Origin of the sequence: Microcella alkaliphila, from assembly GCF_002355395.1 — a bacterium.
Lineage (GTDB): Bacteria > Actinomycetota > Actinomycetes > Actinomycetales > Microbacteriaceae > Microcella > Microcella alkaliphila_A.
Window position 1 is genome coordinate 396,565 of the sequence record NZ_AP017315.1, and the last position, 17,212, is coordinate 413,776.

Annotated in this window: 12 protein-coding genes; 8 read left to right on the top strand and 4 right to left on the bottom strand. The window is 70.2% G+C overall.

Annotated features, from left to right (window positions below; translation table 11 throughout):
• Positions 1-4 precede the first annotated feature (4 nt).
• Complete coding sequence (locus tag CPY97_RS01845; RefSeq protein WP_096420330.1) at positions 5-2,824, bottom strand: FAD-binding and (Fe-S)-binding domain-containing protein; 2,820 nt, start codon at positions 2,822-2,824, stop codon at positions 5-7.
• A gap of 138 nt (positions 2,825-2,962) precedes the next feature.
• On the opposite strand from CPY97_RS01845, the gene CPY97_RS01850 reads away from it, so the two are divergent.
• The 6 genes from CPY97_RS01850 to CPY97_RS01875 all read left to right on the top strand — a co-directional run bounded on the left by CPY97_RS01850 (position 2,963) and on the right by CPY97_RS01875 (position 10,956).
• On the top strand, positions 2,963-3,904 hold the full coding sequence (locus CPY97_RS01850; protein WP_096420332.1) for a 1-phosphofructokinase family hexose kinase: 942 nt from the start codon (positions 2,963-2,965) through the stop codon (positions 3,902-3,904).
• Between the two features lie 187 nt (positions 3,905-4,091).
• Positions 4,092-5,423, top strand: a complete 1,332-nt coding sequence (locus CPY97_RS01855; protein WP_096420334.1) for an ABC transporter substrate-binding protein — start codon at positions 4,092-4,094, stop codon at positions 5,421-5,423.
• 5 nt (positions 5,424-5,428) lie between these two features.
• Positions 5,429-6,412, top strand: coding sequence for a carbohydrate ABC transporter permease (locus tag CPY97_RS01860; protein ID WP_096420336.1), 984 nt, complete (start codon positions 5,429-5,431; stop codon positions 6,410-6,412).
• A 4-nt stretch (positions 6,413-6,416) separates the two neighbouring features.
• The gene (locus tag CPY97_RS01865) at positions 6,417-7,331 is read left to right on the top strand and encodes a carbohydrate ABC transporter permease (protein WP_096420338.1); all 915 of its coding nucleotides are present in this window, start codon (positions 6,417-6,419) and stop codon (positions 7,329-7,331) included.
• Positions 7,328-9,703: a beta-glucosidase family protein gene (locus CPY97_RS01870; RefSeq protein WP_096420340.1), complete on the top strand. Its 2,376-nt coding sequence runs from the start codon at positions 7,328-7,330 to the stop codon at positions 9,701-9,703. Before CPY97_RS01865 ends, CPY97_RS01870 begins: the two co-directional genes overlap by 4 nt.
• Positions 9,700-10,956, top strand: a complete 1,257-nt coding sequence (locus CPY97_RS01875) for an endo-1,4-beta-xylanase (RefSeq protein WP_096420342.1) — start codon at positions 9,700-9,702, stop codon at positions 10,954-10,956. The genes CPY97_RS01870 and CPY97_RS01875 overlap by 4 nt, the downstream gene beginning before the upstream one ends.
• A gap of 19 nt (positions 10,957-10,975) precedes the next feature.
• Here CPY97_RS01875 and CPY97_RS01880 read toward each other — a convergent pair whose 3' ends face one another.
• The 3 genes from CPY97_RS01880 to CPY97_RS01890 are packed head-to-tail and all read right to left on the bottom strand — an operon-like array spanning position 10,976 to position 14,248.
• Positions 10,976-11,950 (bottom strand): hypothetical protein, encoded by a 975-nt coding sequence (locus CPY97_RS01880; protein WP_096420344.1) that lies wholly within the window; start codon positions 11,948-11,950, stop codon positions 10,976-10,978.
• 22 nt (positions 11,951-11,972) lie between these two features.
• Positions 11,973-13,010: a LacI family DNA-binding transcriptional regulator gene (locus tag CPY97_RS01885; RefSeq protein WP_096420346.1), complete on the bottom strand. Its 1,038-nt coding sequence runs from the start codon at positions 13,008-13,010 to the stop codon at positions 11,973-11,975.
• 23 nt (positions 13,011-13,033) lie between these two features.
• Positions 13,034-14,248 (bottom strand): ROK family transcriptional regulator, encoded by a 1,215-nt coding sequence (locus CPY97_RS01890; protein WP_231924005.1) that lies wholly within the window; start codon positions 14,246-14,248, stop codon positions 13,034-13,036.
• A gap of 108 nt (positions 14,249-14,356) precedes the next feature.
• Between CPY97_RS01890 and xylA the strand changes: the two genes are divergently transcribed.
• Both xylA and CPY97_RS01900 read left to right on the top strand, forming a co-directional pair.
• Positions 14,357-15,547 (top strand): xylose isomerase, encoded by a 1,191-nt coding sequence (gene xylA / locus CPY97_RS01895; RefSeq protein ID WP_096420349.1) that lies wholly within the window; start codon positions 14,357-14,359, stop codon positions 15,545-15,547.
• A 106-nt stretch (positions 15,548-15,653) separates the two neighbouring features.
• Positions 15,654-17,207, top strand: a complete 1,554-nt coding sequence (locus tag CPY97_RS01900) for a xylulokinase (RefSeq protein ID WP_096420351.1) — start codon at positions 15,654-15,656, stop codon at positions 17,205-17,207.
• Positions 17,208-17,212 lie beyond the last annotated feature (5 nt).

The window sequence follows — 17,212 nt, forward strand, 5'->3', positions numbered from 1 at the left end:
CGTCTTAGCGGGTCGCTCGCTCGAGCACCTCCAAGAGGTGTTCGTACCGCCGACCAGTGGCACGGGTCATGCCGAGTTCGCACGTGCGGTTGGTTGACGCGTGTGCCTCGGCATCGGCCTCGATCACTTCAGCGGCTTGTTTCGCCGTCGCCGCGGCGGTGAGCTCAGGGTGCAGCATTCCGCGATCGCCTGAGAAACCGCAGCACCCCCACGAGTCGGGAACGACCACCTCGGTGGCGACCGCGGCGGCGATGGCGTAGGCGTCACCATCGATGCCGAGCTTGGCGGTTGAGCAGGTCGGGTGTAGGGCCAATCGCGTGAGCTGGCTCGACACCGTGAGACGCGGCAACACCCGTTCGCGCACGAAAGTCACGGCGTCGATTGTGCGCATACCGCTGCCCTCGAGCGCATGGCGGAACCCCTCGGTGCAGCTGCTCGCGTCCGTCACCACCGGCAAGGTTCCGTCCACGGAGAGTGTGTGGATGCTTCGCAACAATCGTTCGTGCATGTCCTTGGCGCCCGCGGCGAAGCCTTTCGAAACCCACGGAGTGCCGCAGCAGAGCCCCTCGATGTCGTCGGGCACGACGACGTTCACCTCGGCGCGCTCGAGGAGCGTGAGGAATGCGCTCGACACGCCCTCGCCCCCACCGCCTGGACCGAACATGCTGGAGACGCACGCCGGAAGGTAGATGGCAATTGGCTCGCCACTCGTTGCGGCGCGATCTCGGAGGCCGCGCCGCGCCGTGCCGCCGGCAGGGAGCTCTGCGGAGTACCGGGGAACGGTGTCGTGCCCCAAGACGGCCCGCGCAAGAGCGGTCGCCCCGACGGTCGGCGCCGCAGGAAGTGCCTTGGTGACGCTGAGGACCGTAGCCCCCACTCTCGTGGCGACGTTCCAGTGGCGCGCGGCAGCCGACCAGCCGGCGGCGAGGACGGGCGACGCGTTCTCGCGCCGAAAGCGCTTCATGAGGGCGCCAGTGTCGATGTCGACGGGGCATGCCGTTGCGCACATGCCGTCGACTGCGCATGTCTGCACACCCGCGTACTGGTAGCCGACCGCCAGCTCGGAGGCGAGAGCGGTGTCGCCCGCCTCCCGAGCGGCGACCTCTGCGCGACGAACGACTATGCGTTGGCGTGGAGTGAGCGACAGATCGCGGCTGGGGCACACCGGCTCGCAGTAGCCGCACTCGACACAGCGGTCGACCTCGTTCTCGACGGTTGGGGCGAGCTTGATGTTGGCGATGTGCGCGTCGGGGTCGTCATCGATGATGACGCCCGGGTTCAGGATGCCGGCGGGGTCGCACAGCCTCTTGATCTCGCGCATGACGTCGTACAGCTCGTCGCCGTACTGCCGCTGAACGAAGGGCGCCATAGCGCGGCCTGTTCCGTGCTCTGCCTTGAGGTTGCCGCCGTGCCCGAGGACGAGGTTCACCAGCTCCTCTGTGAAGTCGAGATACCGCGCGACCGCCGTCTCGCCCTCGAACCTGTCCGTGAGCATGAAGTGAATGTTGCCGTCCTTGGCGTGACCGAAGATGACGCTGTCTTTGTAGTCGTATCGCGCGAACAACTCCTGCAAGCTTCGGCAGGTGTCGGCAAGCGTTTCAACGGGGACGGCGATGTCCTCGAGGAGGGCTGTCGTGCCGGACGGTCGCGCTCCGGCGACCGAGGCGTAGAGGCCCTTCCGAAAGGCCCACGCGCGGGCGCGTCGACCAGGATCGGAGCTCAGCGTGAACGGTGTGACGAGGAGGTCGTCGGGCAGAGCGGCGGCGCCGCCGGCGACGCGATCGGCCAACTCCGCCGCATCGGTGCTGTGATACTCGATGAGGAGCGCCGCCGAATCTCCTACTTCAAGACCGACGATCTCGTCCGGCGGGTCGGCGAGGCTCTGGCCGACCCGGATCGCCGTCGCATCCATGAGTTCGAGTGTCGAGGCGCCTGCGGCGACGAGTGCGGGAAGAGCCGATGTTGCCGAGTAGAGGTCACGGAACACGGCGATGCCGGTTGCGACGTGGGTGCGCAGGGTAACGGTGCGGAATGTTGCCTCGGCAACGAATCCCAGGGTTCCTTCCGACCCGATCATGAGGTGGACGAGCATGTCCAGCGGCGACTCGTAGTCGAGGAAGGAGTTGACGCCGTAGCCCATGGTGTTCTTGAGAGCGAAGTGCTGCTCGATGAGTCGCACCGAGTTGGGGTTTCGTCGCACGCGATCACGCAGGGCGACGAGCCCGTTCACGAGTTCCGGCTCGAGTTCGTTTAGTCGAGCCTCGGCATGGGGGTCGGCCGAATCGATGACGGTACCCGACGGCAACACGATCACCATGGATTCGAGCGTGCGGTATGTGTTTTCCTCTGTGCCGCAGGCCATTCCGCTGGAGTTGTTCGCGATGACCCCGCCGATCGTGCACGCGACTTCGCTGGCGGGATCGGGGCCGAGTCGGTAACCCTGACGCGCGAGCCGCGCGTTCACCTGACGGACGGTCGCCCCGGGCTGGACGCGGACCCGACGTCCTTCGTCGAGCACCTCGATGGAGCGGAAGCGTTGCCGAACATCGACCATGACCCCGTCACCGGATGACTGGCCAGACAGGCTCGTGCCGCCCGACCGGAAGGTCACGTGTCGCCCGCGCGACGCGGCAGCGCGCATAATCTTGGCGATCTCTTCCGCGCTATCAGCGATCACGACAACGTCGGGCGTGTTCAGAAAGTGGGATGCATCGCTCGCGTAGGCGACTCGATCCAAGGCTCCGATGCGCACTCGCGAGGCATCGCCGACTGACTCGAGTAGGTCGGCGACGTCTGCCTCGCTGACGGCACGCAGGCCGCTCATGGGATCCACAACCGAATTCGCACCGATGTGGCGATCATGTGCCGTGCCAATTCGCGCATGCGCTCAGCCTATTTGTCGGGGGTGACCCCTCCGGGCAGACCTGCCGCCCGTCACGCTCCGTCACTAGCCTTGGGGAGTATGCCCCCGCATCCGCTGCCTATTACGACACTGACGATCAACCCCGCGTTCGACGTGAGCACCTCGACGCCAACGGTCATGCCCGAACACAAGATGCGCTGCGGCCCCAACCGACTCGACCCCGGTGGAGGGGGAGTGAATGTGAGTCGTGTGATCAGTCGACTGGGGGGACAGTCCACCGCCATTTACGCGGTGGGCGGCCCGACCGGGCAGGCGTACCGGCAACTGCTCGAGGCCGAGGGCATCGTCGGCCGGGCGGTGTCGATCACGGGGTCGACCCGCGAGAACATCACGATCGACGAGACGTCGACGGGTAAGCAGTTCCGCTTCGTGCTGCAGGGCCCCGAACTGAGCGAGGCCGAGTGGCAGGCCGCGCTCGATGCCACCGTTTCGGCGGCTCGGCACGGCGGGTATGTCGTGCCGAGCGGGTCACTGCCTCCCGGCGTTCCCGACGACTACTACGCGCGGGTGACGCATGCGGCCCACGGCTCCGGCGCACGCGTGGTTGTCGACGCGTCGGGGGAGGCGCTCGCCGCGGCGCTCGATGAGGGCGTGTATCTGATCAAGCCGAGCGGACGCGAGCTCGGTGAACTCGTTGGCTCGGCCCTCGCGACCATCGACGAGCGCATCGCCGCGGCCGAGGAGCTCGTGCGCCGCGGTCGCGTCGAGGTTGTTGCGCTGACCCTGGGCGGCGCCGGCGCGGTGCTCGCGACGCGCGACGAAACGCTGCAGCTCAGCCCGCCCCCGATCGAGGTGCGCTCGACGGTGGGGGCGGGCGATTCGTTCCTCGCCGGCATGGTGCTGCGCCTGGCCGAAGGGCGGTCGCTCGCCGATGCCTTCCGAGCGGGCGTCGCCTGCGGTGCCGCGACCGCGATGACGGAGGCGACCGAGCTGTGTCACGCCGACGACGTGCACCGGCTGGAAGCGAGCCTCGCCGTCTGACGCGCCCCGCGCATCCCGATCGCGTCTCTTTCGCGAGGATGCTCGCAACCTTTCGCGCCGGAATGCCGCGACGACGCCGTTACCGCATTGAAATATGTTGTGCTTGACCACAAACGACGGTCGACCTATAGTCGAATCGTCCCCATCACTTTCGGCACTGAAGCCGAAACTTTCGAGAGGTTCAAAGATGAACAGACGAGCACCGAGGCGCTGGGCGGCAATCGCCCTCTCCGGCCTCACCATCGGCGCCCTCGCCGCGTGCTCCCCGAGTGCCGATCCCGGCACCGGTGGCAACGGCGGTTCGGGCAGCGGCGACGAGGTCGTTCTGACCTGGTGGCACAACGGAACGGGTGAGCCCCTCCTGGGCTTCTGGGAAGACGTTGCCGCCGAGTTCGAAGAGGCCAACCCCGGCGTTCGCGTCGACGTGACCGCCTACCAGAATGAGGAGCTGCAGCGCACCCTCATTCCGAACCAGCTGCGCACCGGCGGCGGGCTCGACCTCTACCAGCAGTGGGGCGCCGGCGAGCTGGCCGCCCAGGTCGAGGCCGGCTTCGTCAAAGACATCAGCGCTGAGGTGAGCGAGCGGGTCGACCAGATGGGCGGCGTCGTCGCCCCCTGGCAGTTCGACGGCGCGACCTACGGCCTGCCCTACAACTTCGGCATCTCGGGCTTCTGGTACAACACCGAGCTCTTCGCCGAGGCCGGCATTGAGGGCACGCCCGAAACCCTCGACGAGCTCTACGACGCCATCGAGGCGCTCAAGGCTGCCGGTATCGTGCCGATCGCCGTCGGCGCGGGTGACGGCTGGCCCGCCGCGCACTACTGGTACCACTTCGTACTGAAGTCGTGCTCGCCGGAGATCCTGCAGGAGGCCCAGGTTTCCTACACCTTCGACGACCCGTGCTTCGAAGAGGCCGGCGCTCTGCTCGAGGAGTTCATCGCCTCCGAGCCGTTCAACCCCGGCTTCCTCGCCACCAGCGCCCAGCAGGGTGCGGGTAGCTCGGCCGGCCAGCTTGCCACCGGCGCCGCCGCCATGGAGCTCATGGGTCACTGGAACCCGGGCGTCATGGGCGGCATCCTCCAGGAGGAGACCGGCGACGAGAACGCCACCCCGCCGGAGTTCCTCGGCTGGTTCAACTTCCCGGCCATCCCCGGTGCGCAGGGTGACCCGACCGCAGCCCTCGGTGGCGGCGACGGCTTCTCGTGCACCGCATGGTCGCCGCCGGAGTGCACCGACCTGCTGAACTACATCACCAGCGTCGAGGTGCAGACCCGCTTTGGTGAGATCGGCGCCGGTATCCCGGTGACGCCGGGCTCCGAGGCCGGCATCTCCGACGTCAACCTGCTGCAGGTGCTCGAGGGCCTCCAGGCCTCGACCTACGTGCAGCTGTGGCTCGACACGGCCTACGGCCCGACGGTCGGCGGCGCCATGAACGAGGCCATCGTCAACCTGTTCGGTGGCCAGGGCTCGCCCACGGCGATCGTCGACAACATGAGGAACGCCGCGGCGACGCTGTAACCCTCATGAGCCTCACCACCACGAGCACCGGGTCCGCGGCCACCGCCGCGGGCCCGGTGCCCCCCTCACCTGCCCCGCCCCGCGCACCCCGCTCGCGACAGAAGTCGCGCGGCCTGCTGCTCATCTGGGTATTCGTCGCTCCGGCACTCATCGTCTACGTGACGTTCGTGCTGGTGCCGGTCGCGCTGGCCGCCGTCTACAGCTTCTTCAACTGGAACGGTCTCGGCGCCCTCGACCGATTCATCGGGTTCGACAACTACGTTCGTGCGCTGAGCGACCCCATCTTCATCGGCGCGATGACGAACAACTTCCTCATCGTCGTGCTGTCGCTGCTCATCCAGGGCCCGCTCGCGATCGGAATCGCGCTTCTGCTCAACCGCCCCCTGCGCGGTCGAGCGCTCATCCGCACCCTCGTCTTCGTGCCCTACGTCCTGAGCGAGGTCGTCGCCGGTCTCGCCTTCCGTCTCATGCTTCCGCCGGGCGGGCCGCTCGACTCCCTGCTCACCTCGGTTGGCTGGACGGGCGAGAAGCCGCTCTGGCTCGCCGACCCCGATGTCGCGTTCTGGACCCTGTTCGCGGTGATCACCTGGAAGTATCTGGGCTTCGCGATCATCCTCATGCTCGCCGGCCTCCAGGGTGTGCCGGAAGAGCTCAGCGAGGCGGCCGCGATCGACGGCGCCAGCTGGTGGCAGACCCAGCGTCACATCACGCTGCCGCTGCTCGGTCCGACCATCCGCATCTGGGCGTTCCTGTCGATGATCGGCTCCCTCCAGCTGTTCGACATGGTGTGGATCCTCACCGGTGGCGGTCCGCTGAACGCCACCGAAACGATGGCGACCTACATGGTCGAGTACGGTAACGGCCGCTCGCAGATCGGCTACGGCAGCGCCGTCGCCGTCATCCTGTTCGTCGTCTCTCTAGTCATCGCGCTGCTCTACCAGCGCTACGTCCTGCGTCGCGACATGCGCGGCGCGATCACGAGGGGCTAACCCCATGACCGCCACACTCACTCCCGGGGCGGCGCCCAACGCGCCCACACCGGGCTCCCCCCGCGTCTCGCTCGACGACCCGCCGCCCTCGCGGCGAAAGAAGCGCGACCTCGCCACGCCGTTCGCGTACATCGTCGCTCTCGTCATCTGCGGCATCACGGTCGCGCCGGTGATCTACGTCATCCTGGGCGGGTTCCGTACGACGGCGCAGATCAACCGAGACCCTGCCGGGCTTCCCGACCCGTGGGTGTTCGACAAGTACCTGGGGGTGTTTCAGGACCCTAATTTCTGGACGCAGTTCGCGAACTCGACGGTCGTCGCCGTGGCGACGACCGGGGGTGTCGTGATCCTCGGCGTGATGGCCGCGTTCGTAATCGCGCGCTACGAGTTCTACGGGCGCACGTTCCTGTTCTCGTTGTTCGTCGCGGGCCTGCTGTTCCCGCTGACGGTCGCGGTGCTTCCGCTGTTCACGATGCTGCGCTCGTTCGGGCTGCTCGGCAACCTGCTCGCGGTGATCGCCCCGCAGATCGCGTTCGCCCTCCCGGTGACGATCATCATCCTCGTCCCCTTCCTTCGCGCGATCCCCGCCGAGTTGGAAGACGCGGCGCTGATCGACGGGGCCGGTCGCTTCACGTTCTTCTGGCGCGTGCTGCTTCCGCTGTCGTGGCCGGGCCTCATCACGGTGGGCGTGCTCGCCTTCGTCGCCAGCTGGAACGCCTACCTGCTGCCCCTGCTGCTCTTGGGCAACCCGGCGACGGCGACGCTACCGGTGGGCGTGCAGTACTTCTCGACCGCCTACTCGCAGGACACCGCGGGGGTGCTCGCCTTCACGTCGATCGCGATGCTGCCCGCCCTGCTGTTCTTCACCCTCGCCCAGCGCCGCATCGTCGGTGGGCTGACAGGAGCCGTGAAGGGATGACCATTCACACCCCGTCCGCCGTCACCGTCGACGGCGGAGCACCCTGGCACGACCGCGCTCTCGAGCCCCAGGCTCGCGTCGAGGCGCTCATCGCCGCGATGACGCTGCGTGAGAAGATCGCCCAGCTCTACGGCGTCTGGGTCGGTGCCGGCGCGGACGGCGGCGACGTCGCCCCGCACCAGCACGACCTTGACGACGAGATCGATCTCGACGAGGTATTGCCCGACGGGCTCGGTCAGTTGACGCGCCCATTCGGCACGGCACCGGTGGATGCGGGGGTCGGCGCGTTGAGCCTCCTCACGACCCAGCGCCGCATCGTTTCGGAAAACCGCTTCGGCATTCCCGCGCTCGCTCACGAGGAGTGCCTCGCGGGCTTCGCCGCGTGGGGCGCAACCGCCTACCCGGTTCCGCTGTCGTGGGGCGCCACGTTCAACCCCGAGTTGGTCGAGCAGATGGCGACGCGTATCGGCGCCGACATGCGCTCGGTCGGCGTGCACCAGGGCCTCGCGCCCGTGCTCGACGTCGTGCGCGACGCCCGCTGGGGCCGCGTCGAAGAGACGATCGGCGAAGACCCGTATCTCGTTGCCACGGTCGGCAGTGCGTACGTGCGGGGCCTCGAGACAGCCGGCATCGTCGCCACGCTCAAGCACTTCGTCGGGTACTCGGCGTCGCGCGCAGGCCGCAACCTCGCCCCCGTCTCGGTCGGCCCTCGCGAGCTCGCCGATGTGCTGCTGCCGCCGTTCGAGATGGCCGTTCGCGAGGGCGGGGCGCGCAGCGTCATGAACTCGTACACCGACCTCGACGGCGTGCCCTCGGCGTCTGACCGTCGCCTCCTCACCGAGCTGCTGCGCGACGAGTGGGGCTTCACGGGCACCGTCGTGGCCGACTACTTCGCGATCGCGTTCCTCAAGCTGCTGCACGGCACCGCCGACTCCTGGGCCGAGGCCGCCGGCGCCGCGCTCGCGGCGGGCATCGACGTCGAGCTGCCCACGGTGAAGACCTTCGGCGAGCCGCTGCGTCGCGCCATCGATGAGGGTGTCGTCGACGAGGCCCTCGTTGACACTGCGCTGCGGCGCGTGCTCGCCCAGAAGCTCGAGCTCGGCCTGCTCGAGGCTGACTACGATCCCGTGCCCGAGGCGCTGCGCGACGTCGCGTTCACCGACGCCGACAGCGTGCGGGGCTCGATCGACCTCGACAGCCCCGAGAACCGGGCGCTCGCGCGCACCCTGGCCGAGCAGTCCATCGTCCTCGTGAAGAACGACGGGTTGTTGCCGCTCGCCGCGCCGCAGCGCGTCGCCGTCATCGGGCCCAACGCCGACGAGCGGTACGCGATGCTCGGGTGCTATTCGTTCCCGACGCACGTCGTGAGCCAGCATCCGGGAGTCGAGATGGGCATCCACATCGACACCGTGCTGGATGCTGTGCGCACCGAATTCGCGGACGCCCGCGTCACGCACCTGGCCGGCACCGGCATCGATGACGGGGCCACCGCCGCCATCGGCACCGCCGCCGAGACGGCGAAGAGCGCCGACGTGGCGATCCTCGTGCTCGGCGACCGTGCGGGCCTGTTCGGTCGCGGCACGAGCGGCGAGGGCTGCGACGCGGGGGACCTGTCCCTCCCGGGCGCGCAGCAGCAGCTGCTCGACGCGGTGCTCGCCACCGGCACGCCGACCGTGGTCGTGCTGCTGACGGGGCGACCGTACGCGCTCGGCGATGCTCCCGAAAGGGCTGCCGCGATCATCCAGGCGTTCTTCCCCGGCGAAGAAGGGGCCGCCGCCATCACGGGCGTCATCAGCGGCCGCGTCGAGCCGGCGGGGCGCTTGCCGGTGAGCATCCCCGCCCACCCGGGCGTTCAGCCGTCGACGTACCTCGCGGCGCCGCTGGCGCGGAAGACCGACGTGTCGAACGTCGACCCGACCGCCGCCTACCCGTTCGGCCACGGACTCGGCTACGCCGACGTGGTGTGGACCGCCCTCGAGAGCCCCGACCACCAGGTCACGACCGACGGCGAGGCCGTGCTGTCGATGCGGCTCGTCAACGGCGGCGACCGCGACGCTCACGAGGTCGTGCAGCTGTACGTGCACGACCCCGTCGCGAGCGTCGTGCGGCCCGTGCAGCGGCTGATCGGCTACCAGCGCGTCACGGTGCCCGCCGGTTCTACCGTGCGGGTCGCCGTCACCGTGCCGATGGACCTCCTCGGGTTCACCGGTCGCGACGGTCGCCGGATCGTCGAGCCGGGTGCCGTCGAGTTGGGCTTCGGGCGGTCGAGCGGCGACATTCCGCTCGTGCACCGCCTGAAGGTGACCGGCGGCGTGCGTGAACTCGGCGCCGACCGCGCCGTGCACGCCCGCTTCCAGGTGATCGGAGCGTGACCCCGTCCGACCCCGCGAGCCCCGTCGCGCACCGTCGCGGCGAGGCCGAGGTCACCGTGCTCGGTGCCGACGGCGAACCGCTCGCGAACACCGAGGTCGTGATCGAGCAGACCCGGCACGAGTTCGCGTTCGGGTGCATCGGTTTCGACCTGATCGATCACGCGAACGGCACGGCCGACGAACGGCACCTCGCCGCCGACTGGCTGGGGCTGTTCAACCTCGCGGTGCTGCCGTTCTACTGGGGCATGTTCGAGCCCGAGCGCGGCCGCCCCGACACGGCACGCCTGCAGCAGGCGGCGCGCTGGTTCGGTGAGCGCGGCGTTCGTGTGAAGGGCCACCCGCTCGTCTGGCACACAGTCAAAGCGGCGTGGCTCGATCAGGTGCCGACCGAGGAGGTTGAGCGGCTCGTGCGCGAGCGCGTGCGCCGCGAGGTGCACGACTTCGCCGGTCTCATCGACGAGTGGGACGCGATCAACGAGGTCGTCATCATGCCCGACTTCGTCAACGAGCCGGACGGCGTTCCGAACGCCGTCTCGCGGCTCGCGCGGGAGCTGGGCCGCGTCGAGATGGTGCGCCTCGCCGTCGACGAAGCCCGAGCATCCGACCCGAGTGTGCGGCTGCTGCTCAACGACTTCGACCTCAGCGTCGACTACGAGCGCCTCATCGAGCAAGTGCTCGAGGCGGGCGTGCGGCTCGACGCGATCGGCGTGCAGACCCACATGCACCAGGGGTTCCGCGGGGCGCAGCTGCTCGAGCTCGCCGGCCGCTTCGGCCGCTTCGGCCTGCCCGTGCACTTCACCGAGACGACGATCCTGTCGGGCGACCTGATGCCGGCCGACATCGTCGACCTGAACGACTACGTGGTCGACGAGTGGCCGTCGACCCCCGAGGGGGAGGCGCGGCAGGCTCGCGAGCTCGAGCAGCACTACCGCATGCTCGTCGGCCACCCGAACGTCGCGTCGATCACCTACTGGGGCATCACCGACCGCGGAGCCTGGCTCGGCGCTCCCGTCGGCCTCGTGCGCGCCGACGGCCGCCGCAAGCCCGGCTACGAGGCGCTGCGCAAGCTCATCAAGGGCGAGTGGTGGGTCGCGCCGACTGCGGTGCGCACTGACGACGCGGGCCGGGTGCGCGTCGCCGGCTTCGCGGGCGACTACGCCATCACGGCTCGGGATGCTCGGGCTGAGCTCACGCTCACCACCGGCTCATCGACGGCGCGCGTCGCGCTCACCCCGGCCGAGGCCGCGCGGTAGTCACGCCGCGCAGGTCACGTCAGCTGTCGTCGCCGTCGCGGCCGGCCCACCGCAGGATGCGCAACGCCCGGAGGGTGATCACCGGACTGTCGTCGCCGACGGCCTCGCCGACGCCGGGCGCGAGGGTTGCCCAGTGCTCGCGCTCTCGCTCGCCGTCGAGCCCGGGATGCAGCGCGCCCTGAGCCCAGCGACCCTCCGGCGTACGCAGCGACTCGAGGTGGTCGATTGCGGCGTCGAGGCGTTCGTCGGCTTCGACGCCGGCGTCACGAAGGAAGTCGAGTGCGCGCACGATGTCGTAGTGCCAGCCGGGTGGTGAGGCGGGTTGTAAGAACGCCTCGTCGACAATCTCGCCGGTCGACAGCCGGTGCATGGCGCCGCGGTCCATGAGGTAGCTGATGCCGGTGTCGAGGGCTTCGCGCAGGCGCGGATCGGGGCGCCAACGGTTCCATTCGAGCAGGCCCTCGAGAACGCACAGGGTCGAGTGGAACGAGCCGCGGCGACTACCGGGGGCGTCGCAGTTCCAGCCGCCGTCGGGTTGCTGCTGGCCGAGTAGCCGGTCGGCGATGCGCGCTGGCCCGTCGTCGTCGACGGTGAAGTAGCCGGCGTTGGCGAGCACCATGCCGTTGACACACACCTCGGTCTCGCCGCCGAAGTAGGGGATGCGGTCTTGGTAGATGTAGGTGACCTTCTCGCGCACGCGGTCGATGGCGTCGCGCACCGCCGAGTCGGCGGGGTCGATCTGGAACAGGCGCAGGATGGCGAGCGCGTACGTGGCTGACCCGTCGGGCGAATCGGCCCAGCCGGTCGGCTCATCGGCGGCCCACGAGCCGTCAGGCCGTTGCGCCTTCAGCAGCGCCTCACCCCAGCCTGAGTGGGGGATGCGCGCCCGAGCGATCAGGTACCGCTCTTTCGGCTCGCCGTCGAGGTCGCGCAGCACCTGCCACTCCATCGACGGGTCGACCTTGATGAGCCAATCGTGCGCGTCGCGGGCCATCGCCCCACCGTAGTGGCTGCGCTCAGCGCGCGGGAGGGGCTGTTGAATCGCGCACCACGAGGCTTGTCGCGAGGTCCATGCGGGGGGTGCCCGGCGCATCCTCGCCGCGCGCCGCCGCGAGCACGAGCTTCGCCGCCTCGACGCCCATCTGGCGCAGCGGTTGGTGCACGGTCGTCAGCCGCGGGCTCACCCACCGGCTCACGGGGATGTCGTCGTAGCCGACGATCGACAGGTCGCGGGGCACGGTCAAGCCGAGCGAGCGCGCCGCCTCGAGCGTGCCGAGCGCCTGCAGGTCGCTGCCGGCGAAGATCGCGGTCGGCCGTTCATGCTCGGGGCGATCGAGCAGCGCCATCGCCTGCGCTCGGCCGCCCTCGACGTGGAAGTCACCGAAGCGCACCCACTCGTTCGCGATCTCGAGCCCCGCCGAGTTCATGGCCGAGCGGTAGCCGTCGAGGCGGGCGAGCGAGCACATCATGTCGGCCGGGCCGGTGATGGCGGCGATGCGCCGGTGACCGAGTTCGATGAGGTGGCGGGTGGCGGCGAGGCCGCCCGACCAGTTCGCCGACCCGACCGAGGGCACGTCGGGCGAGGGGTCGCCGGCGGGGTCGACGATCACGAACGGGATGGCACGCGAGCGCAGGCGTTCGCGCAGTTCGGGCGGGAGGTCGCTGAAGACGAGCACGACCCCCGCGGGGCGGCGGCGCAGCACGCCCTCGAGCCACTCGCTGCCGGGGGAGTGGCGGTCGCCCGTGACCGTGAGCACGACGCTCAGCCCCTGCTCTTTCGCGACCGACTCGACCCCGTCGATGAGCTCCATCGACCAGATGCGGTCGAGCTCGTGGAACACGAGTTCCACCAGCTCGGCCTTCGTCGTGGTCGCGCCGGTACGCCGCTGGTAGCCGTGCTCGGCGAGCAGAACCTCGACGCGCGCGCGGGTCGCCGGCGATACGTCAGGCCGTCCGTTGAGCACCTTGGAGATCGTGGCGAGCGACACCCCGGCTTCCGCCGCGACGTCGGACAGCGTGACGCGCGGTGCGGCGGATTCGGCAGTGGTCGACATGTTTCGAAGCCTACTCCCGAAAGTTACGCAGTCGCGACGCCGACGCCCTGCACGGCGTCGATCGGATCGGCGATGAGGCCGTCCCAGGCCAGCTCGGCCGCGCCAATCAGGAGGCGCTGCGAGCCGAGCGCGGCGGGCTCGATCGTGACCTCCGCCGCCGACGCGGGCAGAGCATCCGCGATCAGGGCTGCGCGCTGAGACTCGTCGGCACAGCGCCACAGCGCGGCGAGGTGCCCGCCGAGCACGATCCGTTCGGGATTCAGCAGGTTGATGGCGCCGCGCAACGCAATGCCGAGCCAACGCAGTTGCCGCGCGACCTCGGCGCGGGCCGTGTCGCCGTCGGTCTCGTCCGCGACGGCCGCCACCAGCGCCGCCTCGAGGGCGTCGTCATCGGGATGCTCGAGACCGACCGCCTGCACGAGCGCGTCGCGAGGCGCGAGCGCTTCGAGGCAGCCGCGCGCACCGCAGGCGCACGCGGGGCCCTCCGGGTCGAGGCCGAGGTGTCCGAGTTCCCCCGCGTAGCCGGCCGTGCCGTCCATGGGGCGGCCGTCGACAACGAGGCCGCCGCCGATGCCGGAGGGGCCGCCGTTGAGGTACAACATCGTGCCGGTGCCGACCCCGGCGCCGAACGTCTGCTCGGCGCGGCAGCCGAGGTGGGCGTCGTTGGATGCGGCCACGGGCATCCCGAGGGCGACGGAGAGCGGGGCGGCGAGCGGTTCCTCGCGCCACCCGAGGTGCGGGGCGAGGCGCACGTGGCCGTCGCGGCCGCGCACGAGGCCGGGCACGGCGACGCCGGCGGCGAGCACCTCGACTCCGGGGTTGTCGGCCGCGAGCTCGCGCACGGTGTGAGAAGTCAGGGTGACGGTCTCGGCGACGGTCGGCACGTGGTCGAGGTCGACGCGGCGCCGGGCGACGATCTGTCCGCCCAGCGAGACGAGCGCCACGTCGACGACGTCGAGCTCGGGGTTGACGGCCGCGACGACGCGGGTGTCGCTCGGGGCGACGCGGGGGCTGGGGCGACCGACGCCCGAGCGCGGAGCGTCGTCGCGCTCGTCGACCCACCCGTGCTCGACGAGCACTGCAACGAGGTCGCCGATCGTCGACCGGTTGAGCCCGAGTGCCCGAGTGAGGTCGGCGCGGGTGACCCCGCCGTGCCGGTGCACGAGTTCGAGCACGGCCGACAGGTTGCGGCGGCGGAGGGCTCCGGCATCCATGGGGGTCGGCCTTCTCGGGGTCATGGGTTCCAGTCTGGCGGCAATCGTCGCGCACGTGATACGTTGTGTCAACCAACAAATACATCCGCGGTGTCGCAGCGACGCGCCCGCGCTCTGGAGGACAACGCCACCATGGCCCCGACGCCCACCCCCGCAGACAAGTTCACCTTCGGCCTCTGGACCGTCGGCTACAACGGTGCCGACCCCTTCGGCGGCCCCACCCGCGCGCCGCTCGACGTCGTGCACGTGGCCGAAAAGCTCGCCGAACTCGGCGCCTACGGTCTCACGCTGCACGACGACGACCTGTTCGCGTTCGGCTCGTCCGACGCCGACCGGCGTAAGCAGATCGACCGCCTGATCCAGGCGAAAGCCGACACGGGCATCCAGGTGCCTATGATCACCACCAACCTGTTCAGCGCACCCGTCTTCAAAGACGGCGGCTTCACCTCCAACGACCGCGCCGTGCGTCGCTTCGCGCTGCGCAAGGTGCTGCGCAACCTCGACCTCGCCGCAGAACTCGGGGCGCACACCTTCGTCATGTGGGGTGGCCGCGAGGGCGCCGAGTACGACAGCGCCAAGAACGTGGGCGCCGCGATCGAGCGCTACCGCGAGGCCGTCAACATCCTCACGCAGTACGTCACCGACCACGGCTACGGCATCAAGTTCGCGATCGAGCCGAAGCCGAACGAGCCCCGCGGCGACATCCTGCTGCCGACGCTCGGCCACGCGATGGCGTTCATCGAGACGCTCGAGCACCCCGAACTCGTGGGCCTCAACCCCGAGGTCGGGCACGAGCAGATGGCGGGCCTCAACTTCACCGCTGGCATCGCGCAGGCGCTCGAGGCGGGCAAGCTGTTCCACATCGACCTCAACGGCCAGCGCGGCATCAAGTACGACCAAGACCTCGTCTTCGGTCACGGCGACCTGCACAACGCGTTCTCGCTCGTCGACCTGCTCGAAAACGGTGGGCCGAGCGGCGGCCCGGCCTACGACGGCCCCCGCCACTTCGACTACAAGCCGTCGCGCACCGAAGACGAGACCGGCGTGTGGGAGTCGGCGAAGGCCAACATGCGCACGTACCTCCTTCTGAAGGAGCGCGCCGCCGCCTTCCGCGCCGACCCCGAGGTACAGGAGGCGCTCGCCGCCGCTCGCGTTGCCGAGCTGTCGCAGCCGACCCTCGGCGAGGGCGAGACGATCGACGCTCTGCTCGCCGACACCTCGGCGTACGAAGAGTTCGACCCGAGCGCCTACTTCAACGGCAAGGGCTTCGGCTTCGTAGCGCTGCAGCAGCTCGCCACCGAGCACCTCATGGGTGCCCGCTAGCACCGAGCCTCACGACCCCGACGGGCCGGACGCGCGCAGTACCGTTCAGCCGCGCACGCCCGGCCCGCCGGACCACCCACCCCACGCCGCCCCAACGGAGGAGCGCATGACCCTCGTCGCCGGAGTCGACTCGTCGACCCAGAGCTGCAAAGTGCTGATCGTCGACGCCGCCACGGGTCGCATCGTGCGCGAGGGCCGCGCCGCGCATCCCGACGGCACCTCGGTGCCACCCGAGGCGTGGTGGCGCGCCCTCGCCGAGGCGGTCGACGCCGCCGGCGGGCTCGCCGACGTCGACGCCATCGCGATCGGCGGCCAGCAGCACGGCATGGTGGCGCTGGATGCTGAGGGCCGCGTCATCCGCGACGCCCTGCTCTGGAACGACACGCGTTCCGCGGCGGCCGCGGCCGAGCTGATCGCCGAGGTCGGCGCCGAGGAGTACGCGCGCCGCACCGGCGTCGTGCCCGTCGCCTCGTTCACCGCCACGAAGCTGCGCTGGATGCGCGACGCCGAGCCCGAGAACGCCGCCCGCGTCGCCGCGGTTGCTCTGCCGCATGACTGGCTCACGTGGCGCCTGCGCGGTTACGGGCCCGAGGGCGAGAGCCCGCTCGGCCCCGTGCTCGACGAGCTCGTCACCGACCGCTCTGATGCGAGCGGCACCGCCTACTTCTCGGGCGCGAGCGGCGAGTACGACCTCGAGCTGTTCGAGAGGGCGCTCGGGCGTCCCGGCCGCGTCGCGCAGCCGGGCCGCGCCGCCCCCGCAGCGTCGACCGACCCCGGCGCCGCACCCTCGACCGACCCCGGCACCGCACCCTCGACCGACGCCGACTCGGTACGTTTCTCAGGAGTAGCGCTCCCTCGCGTGCTCGGACCCGCGGAATCGGTGGCCGTCGACGCCTCTACTCCTGCATTGCGAACGCTCCGCCCCGGCACCCGGGTGGGCGCCGGCGCCGGCGACAACGCTGCCGCGGCCCTCGGCCTGGATGCTCGTGAGGGCGACGTCGTCGTCTCGATCGGCACCAGCGGCACCGTCTTCGCGGTCAGTCCCGAGCCGGTCGCCGACCCGAGCGGCGCGGTCGCGGGCTTCGCCGACGCATCGGGGGCGTTCCTGCCCCTCGTCGCGACGCTCAACGCGGCCCGCGTGCTCGATGCGGTCGCCCGCCTCCTCGGCGTCGACCACGACGAGCTCGCCGAGCTGGCCCTCGCGGCCGAGCCGGGCGCGGGAGGCGTCGTTCTGCAGCCCTACTTCGAGGGCGAGCGCACCCCGAACCTGCCCGACGCGACCGCAAGTTTTTTCGGTCTGACGCTCGCGAGCACCACCCGCGAGAACCTTGCCCGCGCCGCCGTCGAGGGCATGCTGTGCGGCCTGGCCGACGGCCTCGACGCGGTGACGCGCCTCGGGGTGCCGGCCGCGAGCATCCACCTGGTGGGCGGCGCCGCGCGCAGCCGCGCGGTCGGCGCCGTCGCCGCCCAGGTGTTCGGCCTGCCCGTCGTGATTCCCGAGCCGGGCGAGTACGTCGCCCGCGGCGCCGCCGTGCAGGCCGCCTGGGTGCTGACCGGCGAGCGCCCGAGCTGGCCGCTCGATACCTGGGCCGAGCTCGCCGCCGAGCCGCGCCCCGAGGTGCGCGCGCAGTACGCGGCCCGCGCCGCGCACACCGGGTAGCGCTC